Annotated in this window: 24 protein-coding genes; 12 read left to right on the top strand and 12 right to left on the bottom strand. The window is 67.1% G+C overall.

What is annotated here, in order from left to right:
• Positions 1–15 precede the first annotated feature (15 nt).
• Entirely contained in the window at positions 16–417 is a 402-nt protein-coding gene (gene msrB, locus E7773_RS09750) for a peptide-methionine (R)-S-oxide reductase MsrB (protein WP_293990576.1), read from the top strand.
• Between the two features lie 91 nt (positions 418–508).
• Positions 509–2,593, top strand: coding sequence for a PBP1A family penicillin-binding protein (locus E7773_RS09745; protein WP_293990794.1), 2,085 nt, complete (start codon positions 509–511; stop codon positions 2,591–2,593).
• Here E7773_RS09745 and E7773_RS09740 read toward each other — a convergent pair.
• From E7773_RS09740 to E7773_RS09730, 3 genes are read right to left on the bottom strand one after another with little or no spacing between them, the layout of a single operon-like run.
• Positions 2,569–3,243: a SprT family zinc-dependent metalloprotease gene (locus tag E7773_RS09740; RefSeq protein ID WP_293990574.1), complete on the bottom strand. Its 675-nt coding sequence runs from the start codon at positions 3,241–3,243 to the stop codon at positions 2,569–2,571. The two genes, E7773_RS09745 and E7773_RS09740, sit on opposite strands and share 25 nt — an antisense overlap.
• Complete coding sequence (locus E7773_RS09735) at positions 3,240–3,677, bottom strand: YcgN family cysteine cluster protein (RefSeq protein WP_293990572.1); 438 nt, start codon at positions 3,675–3,677, stop codon at positions 3,240–3,242. The genes E7773_RS09740 and E7773_RS09735 overlap by 4 nt, the downstream gene beginning before the upstream one ends.
• Entirely contained in the window at positions 3,674–4,246 is a 573-nt protein-coding gene (locus E7773_RS09730; protein WP_293990570.1) for an SCO family protein, read from the bottom strand. Before E7773_RS09730 ends, E7773_RS09735 begins: the two co-directional genes overlap by 4 nt.
• Before the next feature lie 70 nt (positions 4,247–4,316).
• On the opposite strand from E7773_RS09730, the gene E7773_RS09725 reads away from it, so the two are divergent.
• Positions 4,317–4,922: an ankyrin repeat domain-containing protein gene (locus E7773_RS09725; RefSeq protein ID WP_293990568.1), complete on the top strand. Its 606-nt coding sequence runs from the start codon at positions 4,317–4,319 to the stop codon at positions 4,920–4,922.
• 100 nt (positions 4,923–5,022) lie between these two features.
• Here the strand turns inward: E7773_RS09725 and E7773_RS09720 are convergent, their stop codons facing one another.
• The 7 genes from E7773_RS09720 to E7773_RS09690 all read right to left on the bottom strand — a co-directional run bounded on the left by E7773_RS09720 (position 5,023) and on the right by E7773_RS09690 (position 14,947).
• A complete protein-coding gene (locus tag E7773_RS09720; RefSeq protein WP_293990792.1) occupies positions 5,023–6,435 on the bottom strand; it encodes a lipopolysaccharide biosynthesis protein in 1,413 nt (470 codons plus the stop codon).
• A gap of 88 nt (positions 6,436–6,523) precedes the next feature.
• Complete coding sequence (locus E7773_RS09715; protein ID WP_293990566.1) at positions 6,524–7,348, bottom strand: hypothetical protein; 825 nt, start codon at positions 7,346–7,348, stop codon at positions 6,524–6,526.
• Positions 7,349–7,365: 17 nt separating this feature from the next.
• Complete coding sequence (polA, locus tag E7773_RS09710) at positions 7,366–10,167, bottom strand: DNA polymerase I (RefSeq protein ID WP_293990564.1); 2,802 nt, start codon at positions 10,165–10,167, stop codon at positions 7,366–7,368.
• Between the two features lie 82 nt (positions 10,168–10,249).
• Complete coding sequence (bla, locus tag E7773_RS09705; protein ID WP_293990562.1) at positions 10,250–11,347, bottom strand: class A beta-lactamase; 1,098 nt, start codon at positions 11,345–11,347, stop codon at positions 10,250–10,252.
• Positions 11,348–11,490: 143 nt separating this feature from the next.
• On the bottom strand, positions 11,491–13,071 hold the full coding sequence (gene nadB / locus E7773_RS09700) for an L-aspartate oxidase (protein ID WP_293990560.1): 1,581 nt from the start codon (positions 13,069–13,071) through the stop codon (positions 11,491–11,493).
• 202 nt (positions 13,072–13,273) lie between these two features.
• Positions 13,274–14,197, bottom strand: a complete 924-nt coding sequence (locus E7773_RS09695) for an ABC transporter ATP-binding protein (RefSeq protein ID WP_293990558.1) — start codon at positions 14,195–14,197, stop codon at positions 13,274–13,276.
• Positions 14,198–14,233: 36 nt separating this feature from the next.
• Positions 14,234–14,947 carry a hypothetical protein gene (locus tag E7773_RS09690; protein WP_293990556.1) on the bottom strand — a complete coding sequence of 238 codons (714 nt, stop codon included), beginning with the start codon at positions 14,945–14,947 and terminating at the stop codon, positions 14,234–14,236.
• 66 nt (positions 14,948–15,013) lie between these two features.
• Between E7773_RS09690 and E7773_RS09685 the strand changes: the two genes are divergently transcribed.
• From E7773_RS09685 to E7773_RS09650, 8 genes are all read left to right on the top strand, one after another.
• A complete protein-coding gene (locus tag E7773_RS09685) occupies positions 15,014–15,247 on the top strand; it encodes a zinc-finger domain-containing protein (RefSeq protein ID WP_293990554.1) in 234 nt (77 codons plus the stop codon).
• Between the two features lie 19 nt (positions 15,248–15,266).
• Complete coding sequence (gene tldD / locus E7773_RS09680; RefSeq protein WP_293990552.1) at positions 15,267–16,694, top strand: metalloprotease TldD; 1,428 nt, start codon at positions 15,267–15,269, stop codon at positions 16,692–16,694.
• Positions 16,695–16,699: 5 nt separating this feature from the next.
• On the top strand, positions 16,700–16,912 hold the full coding sequence (locus tag E7773_RS09675) for a hypothetical protein (protein WP_293990549.1): 213 nt from the start codon (positions 16,700–16,702) through the stop codon (positions 16,910–16,912).
• Between the two features lie 92 nt (positions 16,913–17,004).
• Positions 17,005–18,741 carry a type I secretion system permease/ATPase gene (locus E7773_RS09670; protein WP_293990547.1) on the top strand — a complete coding sequence of 579 codons (1,737 nt, stop codon included), beginning with the start codon at positions 17,005–17,007 and terminating at the stop codon, positions 18,739–18,741.
• Positions 18,738–20,078 (top strand): HlyD family type I secretion periplasmic adaptor subunit, encoded by a 1,341-nt coding sequence (locus tag E7773_RS09665; protein WP_293990545.1) that lies wholly within the window; start codon positions 18,738–18,740, stop codon positions 20,076–20,078. Before E7773_RS09670 ends, E7773_RS09665 begins: the two co-directional genes overlap by 4 nt.
• 37 nt (positions 20,079–20,115) lie before the next feature.
• Positions 20,116–20,517 carry a hypothetical protein gene (locus E7773_RS09660; RefSeq protein ID WP_293990543.1) on the top strand — a complete coding sequence of 134 codons (402 nt, stop codon included), beginning with the start codon at positions 20,116–20,118 and terminating at the stop codon, positions 20,515–20,517.
• An 85-nt stretch (positions 20,518–20,602) separates the two neighbouring features.
• The gene (locus E7773_RS09655; protein ID WP_293990540.1) at positions 20,603–21,967 is read left to right on the top strand and encodes a pre-peptidase C-terminal domain-containing protein; all 1,365 of its coding nucleotides are present in this window, start codon (positions 20,603–20,605) and stop codon (positions 21,965–21,967) included.
• Positions 21,942–23,198 carry a calcium-binding protein gene (locus tag E7773_RS09650; RefSeq protein ID WP_293990790.1) on the top strand — a complete coding sequence of 419 codons (1,257 nt, stop codon included), beginning with the start codon at positions 21,942–21,944 and terminating at the stop codon, positions 23,196–23,198. Before E7773_RS09655 ends, E7773_RS09650 begins: the two co-directional genes overlap by 26 nt.
• A gap of 16 nt (positions 23,199–23,214) precedes the next feature.
• Here the strand turns inward: E7773_RS09650 and arr are convergent, their stop codons facing one another.
• Complete coding sequence (arr, locus tag E7773_RS09645; RefSeq protein ID WP_293990538.1) at positions 23,215–23,634, bottom strand: NAD(+)--rifampin ADP-ribosyltransferase; 420 nt, start codon at positions 23,632–23,634, stop codon at positions 23,215–23,217.
• Positions 23,631–24,143: a 2'-5' RNA ligase family protein gene (locus E7773_RS09640; protein WP_293990536.1), complete on the bottom strand. Its 513-nt coding sequence runs from the start codon at positions 24,141–24,143 to the stop codon at positions 23,631–23,633. Before E7773_RS09640 ends, arr begins: the two co-directional genes overlap by 4 nt.
• Positions 24,144–24,187: 44 nt before the next feature.
• Here E7773_RS09640 and E7773_RS09635 point away from each other — a divergent pair, with 44 nt between their 5' ends.
• Entirely contained in the window at positions 24,188–24,604 is a 417-nt protein-coding gene (locus E7773_RS09635) for a DUF1801 domain-containing protein (protein WP_293990534.1), read from the top strand.

Below are 24,604 nucleotides of genomic sequence, written 5' to 3'. Positions count from 1 at the left end.
CACGATTTCTCGGGTATGGAACACCTCACGCTCTCCGAGTCCGAATGGCGCCAGCGCTTGACCCCCGAACAATATCACGTGCTGCGCGAAGCCGGCACCGAGCGCGCGTTCGGCGGCATCTACAACGACAATAAGGCGGATGGCATTTATCACTGCGCCGCGTGCGGGCTCGACCTGTTCGATAGCGCCGACAAATACGATTCGGGATCGGGCTGGCCGAGCTTCACCCAGCCGATCGCCGAGGATCATGTCACCAACCACAGCGACACCAGCCACGGCATGACGCGAACCGAAACCCGTTGCGCGCGCTGCGACAGCCACTTGGGCCACGTCTTCCCCGACGGCCCGCCGCCGACCGGGCTGCGGTACTGCATGAATTCGGTCAGCCTGGATTTTACACCGAGAGCCGCTGGCTAACGTTCGCTTGTAGCCGCGACTCTAGTCCGTTATCTCCCCGCCCGTGGCGAGTAAGACCATTCGTGCCGTGCCGAAGTGGGGCCGCTGGCTGATGCTGGCGCTCAAGGTGACTGGCATCGCCTTCGTCCTCGCGTTTCTCGCGCTCGTCATCGCGGTCTATGTGACGCGCGGGCAGCTTCCCAGCTTCGACGAGCTGAAATCCTCGCCCAACGGCCAGATGATCCGCGTGCTCGCCGCCGACGGGACGCCGATCGTCAACCTGGGCCCGAGTTATGGCGAGTGGCTGACCTACGACCAGATTCCGCAAGTGATGAAGGACGCGATGGTCGCGGTCGAGGATCGCCGGTTCCGGGAGCATTGGGGGGTCGACCCGATCGGCGTCGCGCGCTCGTTCGAAGTGCGCATCAAGGAAGGCCATTGGGCGCAGGGCGGGTCGACCATCACGCAGCAGCTCGCGCGCAACATCTTCCTGTCGTCGGCCAAGCAGTTCGGCCGCAAGTTCCGCGAGGGCATCCTGGCGCTCGCGCTCGAGCGCAAGTTCACCAAGGACCAGGTGCTCGAGCTATATCTCAACAAGGTCTATTTCGGCGGCGGCGCGTACGGGATCGACGCCGCGGCGCGCAAATTCTTCGGCCACGGCGCCGATCATCTGACGCTCAGCGAAGCCGCAATCATCGCGGGGCTGGTCAAGGCACCGTCGCATTATTCGCCGACCGCCGACGCCGAAGCCGCGGTCGGCCGCGCCGGTGTCGTGATCGGGCTGATGAAGGAAACCGGCAAGATTTCGCCCGCGGAAGCCGCCTCGGCCGATCCGCACGCGGTCAAGCTCGCTGCCGAACCCAATCAGAACAGCGTTCGTTATTTTACCGACTGGGCGCTGCCGCAGCTCGAGAATCTGATCGACGAGCCGAGCCGTCCGCTCGAAGTGTACACGACGATCGACATCAAGATGCAGGCGGCGGGCGATGCGGCGATCCGCGCCAACGCGCCAGGCAATGCGCAGGGCGCCCTCATCAGCCTCGACCGCGACGGCGCGGTGCGCGCGATGGTCGGCGGCAAGGATTACGTGACGTCGAACTACAACCGATCGATCACTGCACTGCGTCAGCCGGGGTCGGCGTTCAAGCTGTTCGTCTATCTGGCCGCGCTCGAGGCGGGCAAGCGCCCGAGCGACCAGGTCGTCGACCAGCCGGTGACGATCCAGGGCTGGAGCCCGCGCAACTCGTCGGGACGCAACGCCGGCGCGATGGATCTGCGTACCGCCTTCGCTTACTCGGTCAACACCGTCGCGGCGCAGCTGGGCGAAGAGGTAGGCTTCTCGACGATCGCCGACATGGCGCGGCGCTTCGGCATCTCGACCCCGATCCAGGTCGTGCCGTCGATGGTGCTCGGGTCGAACGACGTCCGCGTGATCGACATGACTCGCGCCTTCGCCAGCGTCTACAACAAGGGCGTGGCGGTGACGCCGTACGGCATCACCAAGGTCACCTCGATGGGCGAGACGATCTACCAGCACGAGGTCGACCGCAGCCATGTGCTGGTCGCGCCCTATGTCGCGCAGGAAATGACCGACCTCCTGCAAACGGCCGTCAACACCGGCACCGGCCGCGCCGCGCAGATCGGTCGCCCGGTCGCGGGCAAGACCGGCACGACCACGTCGAACAAGGACGGCTGGTTTCTCGGTTTCTCGTCCGGGCTGACCACTGGCGTGTGGATGGGGCGCGACGACGCCAAGACCGTGCCGGGGCTGCAGGGCGGCACCGCGCCCGCGCGCGCGTTCGCCGCGTTCATGAAGGTCGCGACCGCCGGGCGCCCGATCGAGCAGTTCGACACCGCCGTCACGCTTCCCGATCTCGCCCTCGACAACGAGGAAGGGTTCGGCGCGCCCGACAATGGCGTGTTCGTCGATCCCGACGGCAACCCGATCCCACAGGACCAGATCGCGCCCGATTCGCCAATCGGCGGTGGCGATGCGGGGATGCCGCCGAGTTCCGAAGACGACGCGCCGCAGACCGCGCCCGACGGCCCGCCCAAACAGGGCGACCGGCTCGACAAGAAATGGCTCGACCGCGTGACCGGTGGCGATTCGAGCGGCGGCAAGACGCCGTCGCGCCCCGACCGTTCACAACCCGCCGACCGCCCGCGTCCCGTTCAGGAATCCCGCCCGAGCCAGTGAAGGCTCGCGCCGTGGCGCTTGAGCCACGCGCGCGCCGGGGCCGGATCGGCAGCGTACAGCTCGCGTAGCGCCGCGTAGAAGGCCGGCGAATGATCCATGTGCAGCCGGTGCGCGACTTCGTGCGCGACGGTCGCGCGGCGGACGTGCGGCGGGGCGCAGATCAGCCGCCAATTGTAGCGGATCGCGCCCGTAGACGCGCAACTGCCCCAGCGCGCCTTCGCATCGGCGACCGACACGCGCGTAATCGTGACGCCGGCCTTGGCGGCATATTCGGCGGTCTCGTCGGACAGCAGCGCGAGCGCGCGGCGCTTGAGCCACGATTCGATGCGCCGCGACAACCCTTCGATCGGGCCGCCGCAGATCAGCCGCCCGGTCTCGATGCGGATTGCGCGCGACCGCTCGGGCGACCAGTCGATCGCGACCTCCTCGCCCTCGACCGGGATCGTCGCGCCCGGCGCGAACGGCCGCGCCTCGGGCAGGCGCACGCGCTGCGCCTCGATCCAGCCGCGATGCTCGTCGGCCCATGCCATTGCGCGCTTCAATGACGCGCGCGGCGGCAGCGTGAGGCGCACGCGCCCGCTCGCCGCGTCGACCGACAGCCGCATCCGCCGCGAGCGCGCGTTGCGCACGATATCGATATCGAGGTTCACAGCGCGCGGTCGACCAAATGGAATTCGAGGTCGCCGGCATCGTCCTCGCTGACCGTCCAGCCGCGCGTCGATTCGCCCGCACGGTGCACCGCCTCACGGTCGCCGCTCACCAGATAGTGCCATTCGGGGAGCGGCTTGCCGTTTGCGCGCAGCCGGTACGCGCAGGTCGAGGGCAGCCAGTCGGTTGTGAACACGTTCCCCGCGTCGAGCCGCACGCAATCGGGCACGAAGCTGCGCCGGTTCCCGTAATCCTTGCACTGCGCGGTTCGGCGATCGAGCAATTTGCACGCGACGTTGGTCGGGTAGAGCTCACCCGTCGTGTCATCCTCGAGCTTGTGGAGGCAGCATTTGCCGCAGCCGTCGCACAGCGCCTCCCACTGGCCGCGGTCGAGCTCGGCCAGCGTCTTCGTTTCCCAGAATCGATCGGCGGTCATTTGACCCAGCGCTTGATCTCGTCGGCGGTCGCGGCAGGCCCCTGATCGGTCGGGAGCAGCGCGATCGGCTTGTTGTCGGGGTCCATCAGATAGGCGGCGTTCGAATGTTCGACCAGACCGGGGTGTTTGGGGTCGGGCGCCGCGAACACGCCATACGCCTTTTCGGTGGCGGCGATCGCGTCGGCGCTACCGGTCAGCCCGACGAAGCGCGGGTAGAAGGCGCGGACGAATTGCTTGAGCACCACCGGCGTGTCGCGCGCCGGGTCGACCGTCACGAACACCGGCACGACCTTCGCCGACACCGCGGGATCGCTCTTGTCGAGACTCCGCAGCGCCGCGCCGATTGCCTGCGCCGTGGTCGGGCACACGTCGGGACAATAGGTGTAGCCGAAATACATGATGCGGTATTGGCCCGCGAAGCTCCGGTCGGTGACCGCCTTGCCGTCCTGGTCGGTCAGCGCGAACGGCCCGCCGATCTTCGCGCCGGCGAGCGGCGGCGGGGTGGCGGGGGTGGCGGAACAAGCGGCCAGCGCCAGCGCCGAAACGATCGCAAGTCGGGAGAAATTCATCGCGGAGCCAGCCTTGATCGTTTAGGCGCGGCGGCGCAAGTTCGTCCCAGCATAGACAGGTACCGCAACCATGGCCGCTCCCCTGCTCCGCTTCGCGCTCGCCGGCGCGCTCCTCGCCGCGCCGCTGCCCGCCGCCGCCCAGCTCTCGGGGTCGCCGGGCTACACCTTCCTCCAGGCGGTGCGCGACGACAAGGGCGACGATGTCGACAAGATCCTCGCCAAGCCCGGCACGCGGATCATCGACACGCAGGACGTCACCTCGGGCGAAACCGCGCTGCACATCGTCGCAAAGCGCAACGATTCGCGCTACACTGCCTATCTGCTCGCCAAGGGTGCCAACCCGAACCTCAAGGACCGGAACGGCAATACGCCGCTGTTGATCGCGATCGACCGTGGGTTCATCGGGCTGATCCCGATCCTGCTCAAGGGCAAGGCCAATCCCAATTTCGTCGGCGAGGGCGGGCAGACGCCGCTGATCAAGGCGGTGCTGCGGCGCGACCAGGACATGGTCCAGCTGCTGATCGACGCCGGTGCCGATCCCGACCGCAAGGACTACCTCGCCGGCAAGTCGGCGCGCGACTACGCCAACGAGGACACGCGCACCTCCGCGATCGCCAAAATGTTCGCGGCGATGCCGGTCAAGACCCGCCGCGCGGTGTCGGGGCCGACGCTGTAATCACACCGGTCTCTTTCCCCGTTCGTTTCGAGCGAAGTCGAGAAACGGCCGCGAGCGGTCGGCAAACGTGTCTCAACTTCGCTCGACACGAACGGATGGATTAGACCGCCAGCGGCTCCGCACCGGGCAGCTTCTGGAACAGCGTGCGGTCCTCGGGCTTGAACGACCAGCGCCACACGACGAACAGGAACCCCGCGACCAGCGCCGGCTCACCGGCGACCAGCTCGACCCATTCGAAGCGCTTGGGCAACAGCGTGAAGAGCGTGCCGACCGCGACCGACGCGACGATCGCCGCCAGGAACGACCAGCGCCACGCCATCACCGGCGCGCCGAGCATCCGGCGCAGCACGCTCGCCTTGATCAGCGAGGTCAGCGTCAGCGACAACATCAGCGCGATCGCGGGGCCCGCCGCCTGGTAATTGTCGGGAAAGCCGGCCCAGCGGATCGTGTAGATCAGCGCGAAGCTCAGCGCGATCTGGAACGCGAGCATCGCCACCGAAATCGCCAGGTTGCGATGCCGCGCCATATAGACGAGCGCGGCCTCGCTTACCGCGCCCTGCGTCGCCAGCACTTCGCCCCACAACAGGAACCCGAGCGCCGCGGTGCCGTAGACGAATTGCGGTCCGATCAGCCCCATCACCGCCTCGCCCGGGATCGACCCCATCAGCGCGACGATCGCCTGCGCCGACATGATCCAGAACCCGACCTGGCGCACCTGCTGGGCGATCGCGACGCGGTCGTTCTTGGCGAGGCTCTGCGTGATCACGGGGCCGAGGATCGGGTCGAAACTCGACTTCAACTTCTGCGGGATCGAGCTGATCTGCTGCGCCATGTAATAGATGCCGACGAGCTTGGGCTCGAACATTATCCCCAGGATGAAGCGGTCGACGTTGCGCGTGCCCCATTCGATCGTCTCGGCCCCCGCGAGCGGCGCGTTCCTGCGCGCCATCGCCGCGACCCGGCCGAGATGCGGGCGCCAGCCGCGCGGCCGTCCGTAGCTGCGCATCATCGGGATGAGCGAGGCGACCATCGCCGCGGTCAGCGCGGTCATATAGGCGAGCGTCAGCCCGTCGTCGCGCGCGATATAGTAATAGAGCAACACGGCGGCGGAGATCGTCCACGGCTCGACGATCGCGCGCGCGGTCACCGACGCCTTGATGTTGCGGCGATAGGCGAGCGCGGCGAGCGCGACGTCCGACAGCGCGATCGGGATGATGGTCAGCGCGAACCAGCGATCGAAACCGTCGGTAACCCCGTCCGGAAACATGATCTGCGGCACGGCGAACAGCAGCCCGCCGATCGCCAGCGCCGCGACCAATGCGAGCAACAGCGCGTCCCAAACGATGCAGACGTCCTCGCGCCCCTCGGGCGCCTCGGCCAGCGCCAGCGCGAGCCCGCGCTTGAGCCCGAGCGTCGCGATCAGCGCGCCGAGCTCGATCACCACCACCGCCAGCGCATAGCGCCCCACCGCATCGGGTCCGTACAGCCGGCCGGCGACGAACAGGAACGGCATCCGCGCGACCAGCCGTATCGCGAACCCGCCGATGTTGGTCCGCCCACCCTTGGCGAGCGTGCCGATGTCGGAGGGGGCTGAAGGGACGTTAGTCGTCAACCGAGGTTCCCGCTTCCAGATCGACGGCAGTGACGTTGAAATCGGCCGGAGGATCGACCCGCGAAGCGTCGGTATGGATCGTCAGCCCTACTTCCTCGGTTTCATTTCCTTCGCGCGACTTGGCCCAAGTCGCGGAAACGCACCACGCCACATTGTCGGCACAGCGTTCGACGCGTATACCCGCCATCCTGCGGACCGGAATTTCTCTTATTGCTCCTGCCGGGTTCGCACAAACAGGCCACTTGGGATCATAGCTTTTGCACTTTATCGCATCGCGCAACGCAGGAGCTGCAATTTGCGCTTTGGCCAGCGCGCGCATGGCGAAATAGGCATCGACTGCTTTGTCGCTCTGCACGACGAAGAAGAAAACGGGATCGGTGCGATCCGCGACTGGCCCCAGTGCCGCGCATTTTCGCTCCTGCTGCTCATCGCCGCCATCGTCGATACGCGTGTCCGTTGGTTGCAGCATCGCAAAGCGCGTCATCTTCCAGAAGTCCGTCACGCGGTGCGGTGGATCGCCCGGGGTGTCATAACGCGATGTCGAGAATTCGATATGGACGCCCTCAACCTGGCACAGGCCAGCGAATCCCGCCGACTTCGGTCGTTCGTAAAGGTCGATCGAGTTGAGTCCCGGCGCGCCGATCATGATCCCGCCATTGCCGGATATACTCGCCTCGACATATTCCCGACTCGCGCCCGCTTCGCCGAGCAATCTTTGAGCAAGCTGTTGGGGCGATAATTTTCTCGCCTCAGCCAGCGTCATGGAACGAGATACGAAGGCCGCCGGGGCGGCAGCAGCAAGAAACGCGAGCATTAAAACGGCTGGCTTTATCAATGCGCCGCGCCCCAGCTCGGGCCGGTGCCGATCTCGATCGCGAGCGGGACGTCGAGCTTCACCGCGGGCTCGGCGGCGGTGGCCATGACGTGCTCGATCACCGGCTTCGCCGCCGCAACCTCCGCCTCGGGCACTTCGAACACGAGTTCGTCGTGCACCTGGAGCAGCATCCGCGTGCCGGTCAGCCCCGCCGTCTCCAACGCGGGCCCCATCCGAGCCATCGCGCGTTTGATGATGTCGGCGCTCGTCCCCTGAATCGGCGCGTTGATCGCGGCGCGCTCCGCCCCTTGGCGCACGTGCTGGATCGGGGCGCGGATTTGCGGGAACCATGTTTTCCGGCCGAACAGCGTCTGGGTATAGCCGCGCTGGCGGACGCCCTCGAGCGTTTCGTTGATGTACGCCGAGATGCCGGGGAAGCGCTCGAAGTAACGCGCGATCATCGCCTGCGCCTCTTCCGGGTCGATCTCCAGCCGCTGCGCCAGCCCCCAGCGCGAAATGCCGTAGAGGATCGCGAAATTGATCGTCTTGGCGCGGCCGCGCGTGTCGCGATTGACCTCGCCGAACAATTCGTTCGCGGTCGCCGCGTGGATGTCCTCGCCGCGCAGGAACGCGTCGCGCAAGGCGGGAACGTCGGCCATGTGCGCCGCCAGCCGCAGCTCGATCTGCGAATAGTCGGCGGCCAGGATCACATTGCCCGGCTCGGCGACGAACGCGTCGCGGATCTGCCGCCCGGCCTCGGTGCGGATCGGGATGTTCTGCAAATTGGGGTCGGTCGAGGCGAGCCGTCCGGTCTGCGCCCCGGTCAGCGAATAGCTGGTGTGGACGCGGCCGGTGTTGCGGTCGATCTGTTGCTGGAGCGCGTCGGTATAGGTCGATTTGAGTTTCGCCACCTGGCGCCAGTCGAGCACGAGGCCCGCGATCGCGACGCCTTCCGCCTTCATCTTTTCGAGCACGGTGACGTCGGTCGAATAGGCGCCCGACTTGCCTTTCTTGCCGCCCTTCAGCCCCATCTTGTCGAACAGGATCGCGCCCAATTGCTGGGTCGATCCGATCTGGAACGGCTGCCCGGCCTCGGCCTGGATTGCTTCCTCCAGCCGCGCCATTTCCTGCGCGAACTGGCTGGAGAGGCGCGAGAGCTGGTCGCGGTCGACCTTGATCCCCGCGCGCTCCATCGCGGCCACGACCGGGATGATCGGCCGGTCGACCATTTCGTACACGCGCGTCGCGCCTTCGTAGGCGAGCCGCGGCTTGAACCGAGTCCACAACCGCCACGTCACGTCGGCGTCCTCGCCGCCGTACTGCGTCGCCTGGGGAAGCGGCACTTGCGCGAAGCTGATCGCCTTCTTGCCCGTCCCCGTCACGTCCTTGAACGCGATGCAGCTATGTTCGAGCACCGCGTGCGCGACCTCGTCCATGCCGTGCCCGGCGAGGCTCTGCCCGGCGTCGAGGTCGAAGCTCATCACCATCGTGTCGTCGATCGGCGCGACGGGGAGGCCGTGGCGGATCAGCACGTTGAGGTCGTATTTGATGTTGTGCCCGATCTTGAGCACGCCGGGATCGACGAACAGCGGACCGAGCAACCGCACGACCTCGCCGAGCGACAATTGCGGCGGGACCTCGCCGAACATGTCGTCGCTGCTCTTGTGCCCGATCGGGATGTAGCAGGCGCGTCCCGGCTTCGTCGCGAGGCAGATGCCGACCAGGTTCGCCGCGACGCTGTCGAGCGAGTCCGTCTCGGTGTCGATCGCGATCGTGCCGCTGGCATGGCTCTCGGCGACCCATGCCGCGAGCTGATCGACGGTGGTCACGGTCTCGTAGCCGTTGCAGTCGATCGGCGGCAGATCGACGAAATCGGGCGTCTCGTTCCCCGCCAGCGCGACCGCCGCGGCGACCGGATCGGCGGTCTCCCGCCCCGGCGCGTGCGCGGCCATGCGCGAGAGGAGCGTCTTGAAGCCCTGATCCTCGAGGAAATTGCGCAGCGGCTCGGGCGGGATGCCGTCGAGCTTGAGCTCGTCGAGGCTGTGCGGGACCGCGGTGTCGCAATGCAACTCGACCAGCTTGCGCGAGAGCAGCGCCATCTCGCGATGCTCGATCAGATTGTCGCGCATCTTCGATGGCTTCATGTTCGGCGCTGCGTCGAGCACGCGCTGAAGCGTCTCGAACTCGCAGATCAGCTTCGCCGCGGTCTTGGGCCCGATCCCCGGCACACCGGGGACGTTATCGACGGTATCGCCCATCAGCGCGAGCACATCGCCGAGCTGGTCGGGGCGCACGCCGAACTTGTCCTGGACGTACCCCGGCCCGCGCCGCTCGTTCTTCATCGTGTCGAGCATGTCGACGGTCGGCCCACCGTCCTTCGACAGGGCAATAAGCTGCGCCAAATCCTTGTCCGAGCTGACGATCGTCACGTCCCATCCCGCCTCGACCGCGCGGCAGGTGTAAGTCGCGATGATGTCGTCGGCCTCGAACCCTTCCTCCTCGATACACGGCAACGAGAAGGCGCGCGTCGCTTCGCGGATCAGCGGGAATTGCGGGATCAAATCCTCGGGCGGCGGCGGGCGCTGCGCCTTGTACTTGTCGTAGAGGTCGTTGCGGAAGGTGTGGCTGCCCTTGTCGAGCACCACCGCGAGGTGCGTCGGCCCATCCGCCTTGTCGAGCGCGTCGGCGAGCTTCCACAGCATCGCGGTATAGCCATAGACCGCGCCCGCCGGTACCCCATGCCGGTTGGTCAGCGGCGGCAGCTGGTGATAGGCGCGGAAGATGTAGCCGGAGCCGTCGACGAGGTAGAGATGGGGCATCGTGCGAGCGGAGATAGCCCAGCCGACGCCCGTGACAAAGCCCGCGATTGTCGCAAATGGCGGCAGCCAGCCGCCGGCCCGGCTACCAGCGGTAGTTGGTCACCACGCCGAGCACGACCGCCTGCATGAGCGCCTGACGCTCGGCGATCGTCTTGTCGGTGTCGCCGATCATCACCGCGATCGTGAACGCCTTGCCGTTCGGAGCGATCAGGAAGCCGACGTCGTTATATCCCGCGGTCCGCCCGCCGAAATTCTGCCCGGTCCCGGTCTTGTGCCCGAACGTCCAGCCCTCGGGCACCGCGCCGCGCATGCGTTGCTTGCCGGTGCGCGACGATTCCATCGTGCCGATCAGATATTGCGTCGAGGACGGCGACAGCAGTTCGCCGCGCTTCAGCCGGGCGAGCGCGGTCGCGATCGCGCGCGGCGCGGCGCCGTCGACCGGATCGGCGATGTAGCGCTCGAACGCGTCCATCCGGGTCGAGGCCGGAATGCGCGAGCGTGCCAGTTCGAACGCATTGCCGCGCGAATATTCGGGCTTCCAATCGAGTCCCGCGGTCAGGCTTTGCAACGCGCGCTCGCCGGGGCCGAAGCGGATGTCGGCGATCGCCTTCTTCGCCAGGAACGCGCGCACCGCGGTCGGCCCGCCGACAAATTGCAGCAACCGGTCGTTGGCGGTGTTGTCGCTTTGCGTCAGCGCGCGCTGGAGCAGTTCGCCCACCGTCGTGGTATAGCCGGCATCCTTGACCAGCGCCGCGATCGGCTGGTGGAACAGCGTCAGATCTTCGCGTCTGACCGTGATCGGGTCGTCGAGCGTGAGCTTGCCCTGGTCGCGCGCGTCGAGCACGGTCATCGCCACCCAAAGCTTCGACACGCTTTGTTGCGGCAGCTTGAGGTCGCCGTTCGAAGTCGCCATCCAGTCGTCGTCGAGGCTCTTGACCGCGATCCCGACCTTGCCACCGAAATCGCGCGTCAGCGACTGGACCAGCGCGACCAAAGCTTCGGGCGCCGCGACGTTGCGCACCGGCGGCAGCGGCTGGACGATCGGGCGCGGCGCAGCGTAGACGACCGGCGGCGGCGCGACACGCGCGACGCGGCTCGACCGGCTGTCCGATGCGCAACCCGCGATCGCCAATCCGGCCATCGCGCCCGACATGATCGTTCCGATACGCTGCACTGGCATACTCACTGCGCCCCCGACCGCTTGACCGCGCAACACTGTATCGCCCGGCGTGGTTGAGGAATCCCCAATTTACGCGCGCGCGATGAACCGCGCCTGAAAAGCGGCGGAACGAGCAACCCAACCATCTGGAAAGGTTAACCGATTCAGGGAACGAGGATCGTGTCGACCGCGACCGGCAGCGTTTCGGGGTAATCGAGCGTGTAGTGCAGCCCGCGCGACTCGTGACGGTGGAGCGCGGAGCGGACGATCAGATCGGCGGTCTGAAGCAGGTTCCTGAGCTCGATCAGGTCGGGCGTCACGCGGAAATGGCCGTAATAATCGCCGACCTCACCGGTCAGCATCTTGATGCGGTGCGCGGCGCGTTCGAGCCGTTTGGTGGTGCGGACGATCCCGACGTAATTCCACATGAAGCGGCGGATCTCGGTCCAGTTCTGCTGGATCACCACTTCCTCGTCCGAATCGGTCACGCGGCTTTCGTCCCACGGCCGGATCGGCGGCGGCGGTGGCAGGTCGTCCCAATGCGCGTTGATGTGCCGTGCGCAGGCTTCGCCGAAGACGAAGCATTCGAGCAGCGAGTTCGACGCCAGCCGGTTGGCACCATGCAGCCCCGACTGCGTGCACTCGCCGGCCGCGTAGAGCCCCGGCAAATCGGTCCGCCCGTCGAGATCGATCACGATGCCGCCGCAGGTGTAATGCTGCGCCGGCACCACCGGGATCGGCTCCTTGGTCATGTCGATCCCGAGCCCGAGCAATTTCTCGTGGATCGTCGGAAAATGGTGCGCGACGAACTCCGCGCCCATGTGGCTGATGTCGAGATGGACGTAATCGAGCCCGTCACGCTTGATCTCCGCGTCGATCGCGCGCGCGACGATATCGCGCGGGGCGAGCTCGGCCCGCTCATCGTAATCGGGCATGAAGCGGTGCCCGGTCTTGGGGTTGATCAGCCGTCCGCCCTCACCGCGCACGGCTTCCGTGATCAGGAAGTTCTTGACCGTCAGGTTGTAGAGGCAGGTCGGGTGGAACTGCATGAACTCCATGTTGGAGATGCGGCACCCCGCGCGCCACGCCATCGCGATCCCGTCCCCCGTCGCGCCGCGCGGTGCTGTCGAGAACTGGTACGTCCGCCCCGCCCCGCCCGTCGCCAGGATCGTCGCGTTGGCGGTGAACAGCTCCACGCGGCCCGTGGCGCGGTTGACCGCGTACACGCCCCACACGTTGCCCGCACCCGAATAGCGTTGCTCGTGCTTCGACGTGGCGAGGTCGACCACGACATGATCGGGCACCAACGTGATGTTGGCGTGCGCGCGCGCCGCGCCGAGCAGCGCTTCCTGCACCGCCCAGCCGGTCGCGTCGTTGACATGGACGATCCGCCGGTGGCTGTGCCCGCCCTCACGCGTCAGATGCAGGTCGCCCGCCTCCTTGTTGAACGGCACGCCGAGTTCGATCAGCCGCTCGATCGCGCGCGGCGCCCCTTCGACCACGAATTCGACGGTGCGACGGTCGTTCAAGCCCGCCCCGGCGATCATCGTGTCCTCGATATGGCTTTCGAACGTGTCGCCCGGTTCGAGCACCGCCGCGATTCCGCCCTGCGCGTGAGCCGTCGACCCCTCGGCGAGGCCGCCCTTGGCGAGCACCGTCACCTTGAACCGCTCGGCGAGGTTGAGCGCGGCGGTGAGCCCGGCGGCGCCCGAGCCGATGATCAGAATGTCGGAGGTATGAGCCATGCGCCGCTAGTAGCCATAGCTTTCGGGGTTAGTGAGGATCAAATCGACGCAGAATTCGGGATTCTCGGCCTCGGCGGCACGGTAGATCGCAATCATCGCATCGCGGTCACGTGCCCGCGCGGCTCGATCAAAAGCTTCGAGTAGGCCAAGTGCGGAGAAACGCTCGTTAGCCGTCATTCCGGTAAGCTCGGCGGAAGACTGCCTAGCCATTAGACGCCCGCGTCAAATTGAGAAACACGTCCTCCAGGTCGGGTTCCTTGGTCGACACGTCGACGATGCCGTAGCCGTCGCGCTGGACCGCATCGAGCACCTGCCCCGCGTTCGCCTGATCCTTGCGATAGGTGATTTCGAGCACGCGCTCGCCCTTCAGCTCGACCTTCTGGAAACAGCTCGCCGACGGCACCGCAGCCATGTCGCGGTCGACGGTGATCGCGACGACCTTTTCCTGCGCCATCCCGACGAGCTCGCGGGTCGGCTCGTTGGCGATCACGCGGCCGTGGTTGATGATCGCGATGCGGTCGCAGAGTTGCTCGGCTTCTTCGAGATAGTGCGTCGTCAGCACCACCGTCACGCCCTGATCGTTGAGTTGGCGCACATAGGCCCAGAGTTGCTGGCGCAGCTCGATATCGACGCCGGCGGTCGGCTCGTCGAGCACCAGCACGGGCGGCGAATGGACCATCGCCTTCGCCACCATCAGCCGGCGTTTCATGCCCCCCGACAGGGTGCGCGCATAGGCCGTCGCCTTGTCCTCCAAATGCACCGCGCGGAGCAATTCCATCGAGCGGCGCCTAGCCTTGGGCACGCCGTAGAGGCCGGCCTGGATCTCGAGCGTCTCGACCGGCGTGAAGAACGGGTCGAACAGGATTTCCTGATTGACGATGCCGATCGACGCCTTGGCGTTCCTGGGATGGTCGTCGATGTCGAAGCCCCAGATCGAGGCGTGCCCGCTGGTCTTGTTGACCAACCCCGCAAGGATGTTGATCAGCGTCGACTTGCCCGCGCCGTTCGGGCCGAGCAGCCCGAAGATGCTGCCGCGCGGCACCTCGAACGACACGTTATCGAGCGCGACCTTGCCGCCCTGATAGGTCTTGCACAACTGGTCGATCGAGATCGCGGCGTCGGTCATGGCTGCGGACTTAGGCGCGCGCGCGAGCGACGCAAGTCACTTCGCGGGCGGCTCGGCCGGCGTGGATGGCGCGGGATCGGCCGGGGCCGGGGTCGCGGGGTCGGACGCGGCCGGGTAAGGCTTCGCGGCTTTGGCCGGCGCGGTAGCTTTGGCCGGCGCGATTGTCAGCGTCTGTTCAGTGGTGAGCGTTACCCCGGCGACTCGGTCGGTGACGGTCGCGACGACGCGATACTCGCCGAACGGTCCCTCGTCGTCGACGCCGTACCCCAGTGCGCCGTCACCGATATAGGGCTTCTTCGGGTCGCTCGGTGCGGCCTTGTTCCACACCGTCACCCCCTTGTTCTCGTCGTTGATCGTGCCGTCGGGGCGGTGGATCACGAAATCGGCGACGACATCGCAATTACCCTCCGCGTTCGCCTTGCACCCGCGAAAGATCAGGAAGGTGAAGAGCGGCCTGTCGGCGATCGTCCTGGTCGTCGCACTCTTGCCGCCTGCCCCCAGCTTCCAGTCGGCGATGAACCTGGTGGCGTCGGGTACCGCGGTCTGGAGCACGCTGAACCCGTCCTTCTCGGCATGGCTGAGCGGCTGAATGTCGATCGGCGCGGGCTTTGGCTTGGGCTTGGCGGCAGCCGGCTTGGCGGCGGGCGCCGTTTTCGCCGGCGGCTTTTTGGCGGGCGCCTTGGCCGACGTCTGCGCGAGAGCGGGACTGGCGGCGATCAGGGCCGCGGCGGCGATACGAAACGCGATCATGCAGCGCGGTGTGCGATGTCGCTCGGTCGTTGGCAAGCGCCGCGCCGCTTGCTATCGCCCCCGGCCATGCTGCCCCCGCCCGAACTCGTCCGCGTTTCCCAGCCCCGCGTCGCCTGTGACGGGGCCACCGACATTCCCGGCGGCGCGGCGCTCGGCCACCCGCGCGTGTTCCTGCAGATCGACGAAGCGGGCTATGTCGATTGCGGCTATTGCGACCGGCGCTTCGTGCTGATCGGTGGTGCGGCGGATGGGGCGGACCAGAGCCAGTTGCCCGATCATCCGGCTGGCGCGAGCGTCTGAACCGCCTATATCGGCGGGCATGACCAGCCCGACCGATCCCCGCCAGTTCCTCTACCGCGACCAGCTCTCGCCGGACGAGGCGCAGGCGCTGACCGCCGCCGCACTCGGCAAGGCCGATGACGGCGAGCTGTACCTGCAATATGCGCGCTCCGAAGCGTTCGGATTCGACGACGGGCGGCTGAAGACCGCGAGCTACGACACGCATTCGGGGTTCGGGCTGCGCGCGGTGTCGGGCGAGACGACGGCGTTCGCGCATGCCAACGAGATCAGCGCCCACGCGATCAAGCGCGCTGCCGAGACGATGGCGCTGATCGACCCCGCTACGGGTCCCAAGGCGGCGCCCCCCGCGCGCACCAACCGGCACCTCTACACCGATACCGACCCGCTCGACCTGGTGCCGTTCGCCGACAAGGTGAACCTGTGCCAGACGATCGACGCCGCCGCGCGCGCCCGCGATCCACGCGTCGCGCAGGTGTCGGTGAGTCTGTCGGGCAGCTGGAACGTCGTCGAGATCGTCCGCCCCGACGGCTTCGTCGCGACCGACGTGCGGCCGCTGGTGCGGCTCAATGTCTCGATCGTGGTCGAGAGCAATGGACGCCGCGAGACCGGCAATTTCGGGCTCGGCGGGCGCTACCTCTATGGCTCGCTGTTCGAGGAAGCGACGTGGAACCGCGCGATCGACGAGGCGCTGGCGCAAGCCTTGGTCAACCTCGACTCGGTCGCCGCCCCCGCGGGCGAGATGACCGTGCTGCTCGGCAACGGCTGGCCCGGCATCCTGCTGCACGAGGCAATCGGACACGGGCTCGAGGGCGATTTCAACCGCAAGGGCACGTCGGCTTTCTCGGGCCGGATCGGCGAGCGAGTCGCCGCGCCCGGCGTGACGGTGGTGGACGACGGATCGATCGCCGACCGCCGCGGGTCGCTGTCGATCGACGACGAGGGCACGCCGACCGCCGAGACGGTGCTGATCGAGGATGGCATCCTCAAAGGGTATATGCAGGACCGCTTGAACGCGCGGCTGATGGGGGTCGCGCCGACCGGCAACGGCCGACGCGAATCGTTCGCGCACGCGCCGATGCCGCGCATGACCAACACCTTCATGAAGGGCGGCAAGGACGACCCCGCCGAGCTGATGGCGCGCGTGAAGCGCGGCATCTTCGCCAAGTCGTTCGGCGGCGGGCAGGTCGACATCGTCAGCGGCAAGTTCGTGTTCAGCTGCACCGAGGCCTATCTGATCGAGGACGGCCAGCTCGGCGCGCCGATCAAGGGCGCGACGCTGATCGGCGACGGGCCGACCAGCCTCACCAAGGTCACGGGCATCGGCAACGACTTCGCGCTCGACGAAGGCGTCGGCATGTGCGGCAAGGGCGGGCAGAGCGTCCCGGCGGGCGTGGGCCAGCCGACCTTGCTGCTCGAAGGGCTGACCGTCGGCGGCACGGCGGTCTGATTCGCATGGCGACAGTCGAAATCGGCCAGTTCGACCTTATGCTCGCCGACATCATCATCGGCCGGTTACAGGCGGACGGCATCGCCGCGTTTCCGTTGCCGTTTGGCGGCGCCATGGGGGGACGGCGGATGGCCGGTATCCTGGTGGAAGAGGAAGACGCCGACGCCGCCAGAAAGATCATCGCCGCCAGCGACGCGGATTTCCCACACCCGGCCTGACGGTGCCGTAACGAAACGCCCTGAAATCAAGCCATTGGATTCCACCGCGCGTACCGCTATGGGGCGTGCCGGTTTTGGGGTAGAGCGTCACGATGGCACGGCTGGGCAACCGGAAGGATTCGGAAATCCTCGTCGCGCTCGGGCGACTGCGCGGAGGGCTGGGCGGCATCGTCGCGCTCTCGGCGATGGTAAACCTGCTGACGATCGCCGGATCGCTCTATTTGATGATGGTGTACGACCGCGTGCTGCCGTCGCAGAGCCTGTCGACGCTGTTCAGCATCTTCGCGATGATCGCGGTCGCCTATATCTTTTACGGCCTGTTCGACGTGATGCGGTCGAAGATGCTGGCCGATGTCGCCTCGTCGCTCGACCGCTCGCTGTCGGGGCGCGTGCAGATGATCGAGGCGCGAATCGCGCTCGAACGCCCCGAGGCGCGCGAACAGATCAGCCCGACCCGCGACCTCGACCAGTTGCGCTCGTTCCTCGCCAGCCCCGGCCCGCCGGCACTGATCGACCTGCCGTGGATCTTCTTCTTTCTCCTGATCCTGACGCTGGTGCACTATTGGCTCGGCGTGGTGACGCTGGTCGGGATGATCGCGCTCGCCGCGCTGACCTGGGTCGCCGAGCGCGTGAGCGCGAAGCACGTCGCCAAGGTCAATAGCGCCGCCGCGCAGCGCCGCGTGCTCGGCGACCGGCAATGGCGCCATGCCGAGGTGATCACCGCGCTCGGCATGCGCGACCGGCTGATGCTGCAATGGCGCCGCGTCCATCACCAGTATCTCGACCAGCAGGCGACGCTGTCGGACACGATTGCGACCTTGGGCGGGATCAGCAAGGTGTCGCGGATGTTCCTGCAGTCGCTGGTGCTGACCGTCGGCGCGATCCTGGTGATCGACGGCAAGGCCACCGCGGGGATCATCTTCGCGAGCTCGATCCTGTCGGGCCGCGCGATGGCGCCGGTCGATTCGGCGATCGCCAACTGGAAGAATTTCGTCGCGGCGCGGCAGAGCTGGGGCCGGCTCGACAATCTGTTCCGGCAAGTCCCGATGGTCGACCCCGACCGTACCGAACTGCCCGCGCCCGAGCGCGTCCTGTCGGTCGAGCAGCTCTCGCTCGCGCCTCCCGGCGCGCAACGCAACACGATCGCCGGGGTCGCGTTCCAGGTCGAGGCCGGGAAAGTCGTCGGCATCATCGGCGCGAGCGCATCGGGCAAGTCGTCGCTGGTGCGCGGCGTGGTCGGCGTATGGAAGCCGTCGGCAGGCGGGGTCCGGCTCGACGGCGCGTCGATCCAGCAATGGGATCCGGAAACGCTCGGCCGCTATCTCGGCTATCTGCCGCAATCGGTCGAGCTGTTCGCGGGCACGATCGCAGAGAATATCGCGCGGTTCGAAGTCGGCGCGACGTCGGAAGCCGTCATCGCCGCCGCCAAGGCCGCGGGCGCGCACGATATCATCGTCGCGCTGCCCGGAGGGTACGATTACGCCGTCGGCGAGGACGGATCGACGCTGTCGGCCGGGCAACGCCAGCGCATCGCGCTCGCCCGCGCGCTCTACGGCGACCCGTTCCTGGTCGTGCTCGACGAGCCCAATTCGAACCTCGATCCCGAAGGCGAAGCGGCGCTGGCGCGCGCGGTGATGGGGGTGAAGCAGCGCGGCGGGATCGTCCTGCTGGTCGCGCACCGCCGCGAGATCCTGGGCGTCGCCGACCTGTTGCTGGTGATGCGCGGCGGCCAGATGCAGGCGTTCGGCCCGCGCGACGAAGTGCTGGCCAAGCTCGCCCCGCCGGGCGGACAGGGTAACATGACTCCGATCAAGCGAGCCGGCGCATGAACGCGCACACGCCCCTCCACAGCTACTGGCCCGACGCCGAGCCCGATCCCGGTGCCGAGCGGCTGCGCCTCCGCACGCGCCGCGCGTTCATCCTGATCGGGGTGCTGGTGTTCGGCTTCTTCGGATTGGCCGCGTTGTTCCAGATCGGCGGCGCGGTCGTCGGGTCGGGCGAGGTCGCGGTCGAATCGAGCGTCAAGACGATCGCGCACCCGACCGGCGGCACCCTGACGGCGATGCTGGTGCGCGACGGCGACCATGTCGCCAAGGGCCAGGTGCTGATGAAGTTCGACGTCGGCGTGGCGTCGGTCGCCACCGAATCGGCCGCGCTGGGCCTCGAGCAATTGCGCGCGCGGCGGGCCCGGCTCGAGGCCGAGCGCGACGGCGCGCCGTCGATTCTGTTCCCGCCTGAACTGACCCGCAGCACCGACGCCACCGCGCGCGACGCGATGCTGCGCGAACAGCGCCTGTTCGCATTGCGCCAGCACGAGCGCACCGGCACGGTCGCGCTGCTCAACCAGCGCGTGCGGCAATATCAGGACCAGATCGGGTCGTACAACGCGCAGATCGCCGCGCTCGACCAGCAGATGGTGCTGGTCGAGCCCGAGCTCGCGGGCCTACGCAAGCTCCACGACAAGCAGCTCGTCACGATCAACCGGCTCAACGAAATGGAGCGCACCGCGGTGCAGATGCGCGGAAGCAAAGCCGCGCTCCAATCGAACATCGCCGAGGCGCGCGCGCGCATTTCGGAAGCCGAGGAGCAGATCCTCAACGTCGACAAGCAGATGCGCAGCGATGCGGCGACTCAGCTCGCCGAAGTGGTCGGCCTGCTCAACGACCAGCAGGTCCGCGTCGCGACGACCAGCGACACGTTCGACCGCAGCGTGATCCGCGCGCCGCAATCGGGGACCATCGACAAGGTCGCATTCCTGACCGTCGGCAGCGCGGTGCCGCCCAACCAGCCGATCATGCAGATCGTCCCCGACCGCGACAACCTGATCGTCGACGCGCGCGTGCGCCCGCAGGACATCGACCAGGTCCGCAACGGCCAGGCGGCGCGGATCACCTTCTCCGGGCTCAACCGCCAGACCACGCCCGATTTCCCGGGCACGCTGATCTTCGTCTCGCCCGATCTCGCCACCGACCAGAAGAGCGGCGCGAGCTTCTACCGGATCAAGGTGCGGATCGACGCGCAGGCGCTGGCGAAGGCGCCGCAGGTCGTGCTCAAGGCGGGCATGCCGGCCGAAGTGTTCGTCCAGACCAACGACCGCTCGATCCTGTCGTATTTGTTCAAGCCGTTGCTCGACCAGATCCGCTACGCGATGCGCGGCGAGGGTTAGGATCGACACGCCGCGCGCCCGATCCTATCGTCGGGCCATGTCGATCAAAGCGCTGCTGGCGGGGTTTGCCGCGATCGGGCTCGGCTTCGCGGGCACCCCAGCGGAGGGGATGATGGAGGGTTACCAGCGACCGCCGCAAACGCAGGTGCGCTGTCGGGCGACGGGCGCGAAACTGTTCGTGCCGGCGATGACGCCCGAGGCGATCTGCGCGCGTTTCTCCGCCGCCGTCGCCGCGGGCCTCGCTTCGGGCGAGTCGGTGTCGGTCGACCTCAAATTCCTGCCCAACGGCGTCGCCACCGCAGTCGTCACGCGAACGCGCGCCGGCAAGGCGAGCGCGCCGGTCGAAGTCAACCTGGCGGTGTCGGACCGCGGCTTCGGCGTGCGCGATGTCGACAGGCTGGCCGCCAACGTCGCTACGGCGTTGCGCAAGGGCCCGTGAAGCAATTGCCGCACTACCCGATTTGTGGCTAACTCGCCCGGCCGCGCCGCGAGTCCATTGCGTTGCGTTTTGAAGGGGATAGCTGATGCTGGGCACCGGACGCGCTTTCGACCTGCATTCCTTCGAGGATAACGACCCGTCCAACGTCGCGGTGGTCGCGGACGAGAGCCAGGGCTTCGGCAAGGCCATGCAATATCAGCCGATCGAGAAACCGGACGCGAACGTCGCCCCGGTCGACCCGACCCAGGCCGATACCGTGCCCGGCGGCACGTCGACCACCGCGACGATCGCGATGGGATCGAGCGTGGATGTCGTCATCGACACGCTCGGCGATCACGACTGGTACGGCGTCACGCTGACCGCGGGCACGACCTATACGATCCACACCTCGTCGTACAACGCGACCGGCGTCGACACGTATCTCAACTTGCGCGACGCGAGCGGCACGCTGCTCACGTCCGACGACGATTCGGGCGACGGCTCCTTCTCGCTGATCAGCTACACGCCGAGCACCACCGGCACCTTTTACGTTGATGCCGGAACGTACAACGACGAGTCGACCGGGACCTTTCACCTGTCGATCGCGCCGGTTCTGCCGGCCGGTGCCGATTCGGTCGCCGGGTCCACCGCGACCACCGCGACGCTAGCGCTCAACGGCAGCATCGACGGCAATATCAACACCAGCGGCGATCACGACTGGTACCGCATCAACCTGACCGCCGGGCAGACCTATATCTTCCGCACCGGCGGGACGACCGCGGCGACCACGACCGACACGATCCTGACGTTGCGCGACGCGAGCGGGACGCAGATCGTCAGCAACGACGATGCCGGCGAAGCGTCGTTCTCGGCGGTCCGCTACACCGCGACGACTACCGGCACCTATTATCTCGACGTCTCGGCCTACAACACCGGGACCGGCGCGTTCAACCTGACCGCGTTCACCACGCCGACCCCCACCCTCTATACGTACGACCAGATCGCGAACCAGCTGACCAACGGTTACTGGGGCGGGCCGAGCCACCATTTCGCGGTATCGCCCGGCGGCTCGATCACCTTCAACGTCCAGGCGCTGACAGCGGCGGGGCAGACGCTGGCGCGCGCCGCGCTGTCCGAATGGACCGACGTGACTGGGATCAATTTCACCGAAGTCACTACCGGTGGCCAGATCGTGTACGACGATAATCAGGACGGCGCCTTCGCCACCGCCTCCTATTCGAACGGGATCACCACATCCGCGAACGTCAACGTCTCGACCCAATGGCTGACCGATTACGGTACCGGGCTCAACACCTATTCGTTCCAGACCTACATCCACGAGACGGGCCACGCGCTCGGGGCTCGGCCATGCCGGCAACTACAACGGCAATGCGAGCTACGCGTCGGACTCGCTCTACCTCAACGATGCCTGGGCGACGACGGTGATGTCGTATTTCAGCCAGACCGATAACACCTATTTCCAGCAACAGGGCTTCACGCAGGAATTCGTGCTGACCCCGATGGTCGCCGACGGGATCGCAATCGCCAACCTCTATGGCACCGCAACCACCACGCGCACCGGCGACACGACCTATGGGTTCAACAACACCTCCGGCCAGGCGGTCTACGACGCGACGCAGTTCCCCACCGACAGCTATACGGTCTACGACAATGGCGGGAACGACACGCTCGATTATTCGGGGTTCAGCCAGAACCAGGTGATCAACCTCAACCCCGAAACCTTCTCCAACATCGGCAGCCGTGTCGGCAACGTGTCGATCGCGCGCGGAACGGTGATCGAGAATGCGATCGGCGGGAGTGGGGCGGACACGATCGTCGGCAACAGCGCGGACAATCATCTGACCGGCAACGGCGGCGCCGACCTGCTCTACGGCTACGACGGCAACGACATATTGTTCGCGCAGGTCGGCGACGCGGTGCTCGACGGCGGCACGGGCGTGGATATTCTGGCGTTCGGCGCCTCGGGCACGGTCACCTCGACGATGACGGGGTTCGAGGCACTGCAACTCAGCGGCGGCGCAGCGGTCGCCATGTCCGAAACGCAGTTCAACGGCGCCTTCGCCCCGACCAGCACGCTTAGCGGCACCGGCGCGCTCACCATCAACATGGGCGCGAGCGACAGCGAATTGTACCTGCAGCAACTCGTCACGGGCGGCGGGTCGAGCGTGGGGGTGACGGTCAACACCGCCGCCGTCTCGGACATCGTCAAAGGGGTGCTCGGGTCGGTCAACACGATCAACGGCGGCAATGGCTCGGACCAGATTCGCGGCGGGCAGATGGCCGATTTCATCAACGGCGGCGGCGGCGACGACAAGATATCGGGCGGCGCGGGGGCGGACATGCTGACCGGCGGCGCCGGCGCCGACACGTTCCGCTATCAGGCGGTCGCCAACTCCGGGCTGGGCGCAGCCGCCGACCGGATCACCGATTTCGTCAGCGGGACCGACAAGCTCGGGTTCCTCTCGTTCGATACCGATCCCACCACGCCGGGCATCCAGGGCTTCAGCTATATCGACACCCAGGCGTTCCATCACACCGGCGCGGCGGAAATCCGGTACGAAACCGCGGGCGCCGACCTGATGGTGCAGGTCGACGTCAACGGCGACGGCGTGGCCGACATGGCGATCTATCTGCTCGGGCTGGGCGGGACGTCGTTGCAGAGCGGGGATTTCAGCATCTAGCGACGCGACGAGGCAGCTAGTCGACGATCCGCATGTCGCCCTCCGCGGCGAGCCGGGCGAGGAAATCCTTCATCTCCCGCAGCCGTTCGGGCGAATGCCCCTCCCATTCCGCGACTTCGCCGGTGATGCGCAGCGGCGCGCGCGAGCGATAGGCCCGGGTCGGGTTGCCGGGGAATTTCTGGTCGGTGAGGTTGGGGTCGTCCTCGAACGCGCCGGTCGGCTCGATGATATAGATACGCTCGCGCCCCACGCCTTGCGCCAGTTCAGCGCCCCAGATCGCCGCGTCCAGCCCACCCGAAAAGTAGATCCACGACAGCGCCCGCTCCTGATAATTCGACGCGAAGCCGGCCACGAGCAGGTCCCCGACGGCCAGATCGGCGCGCGTGCCGTGATAGAACGGCGGAACCGCGTCGCGGGCATAGGTCATCGTGGTCATGCCTCCGTTGTGCGCAACGGCCAGCGGCCGTGCACGATATGCGTCGCCTTGCCGACCTGGCTTTCGACCAGCAGGATTTCGTCGACCGTCCAGCCGACCGGTGGCGTCTTCGCGCCGCGCAGGCGGTCGCCGGCGTAGTTGATCGTCAGATGCGGCTCTGGCGTGGTGCCGAGCATCATCGGCGCGCGGTGCTCGACGAGGTGGCGGACGAGGCTCGCCTGGAACGCGCGCGCCTCCGCCAGCGGGTCGCGCGTGCGCAGCGTCACCGCCTTGCGGTTCTCGATCCGGTCGAAGCGGAGCGGGAACGCGACGCCCTCGAAGCGGTCGAGCGCGGCGATCACTTGCGGCAGCCAGTCGGGTGGTGCCCGGTACAGGTCGAACAGCTTCATCAGCGTGACGTGGAGCAATTCCGGCCCGCGCCCGGAATCGTTGCGCGGCAACGCAGCGACCCGTGCAGCCACGTCGGGCGGCGGCTTGGCCATGACATAGAGCGGGTTGCGGGCACGCATCGCCGCTTGGTAGCAGAGGCGTGGCAGACACGGGAGACGCGAGCATGGCGGACACATCGGACCCGGCGGACGTCGCGGCGATGGACGACTATGTCGCCGCGATCGGCGGCTGGCGCGGCGAGACGCTGGCGCACATCCGCGCGCTGATCCGCGCAGCGCTCCCCGATGTGGTCGAGACGATGAAGTGGAAGAAGCCGTCGCAGCCCGGCGGCGTGCCGGTGTGGGAGCGCGCGGGCGGCGGCATCCTGTGCACCGGCGGCGCGCTGAAGGACAAGGTTAAGATCACCTTCGGGCGCGGCGCGAAGCTCGACGATCCCGGCCACGTGTTCAACAATGGCTTCGCCGGCAATTCCTTCCGCGCGATCGACCTGAAGGAAGGCGAGAGCGTCGACGCCGCCGCGTTCAAGGCGCTGGTCAGGGCAGCGGCGGCCGACCAGGCGGCACAGCGCGCGGGGAAATAG

Origin of the sequence: Sphingomonas sp., from assembly GCF_004799495.1 — a bacterium.
GTDB lineage: Bacteria > Pseudomonadota > Alphaproteobacteria > Sphingomonadales > Sphingomonadaceae > Sphingomonas.
Note: the sequence above shows the minus strand (reverse complement) of the source record. Positions and strands in the feature narration are given on the sequence as shown.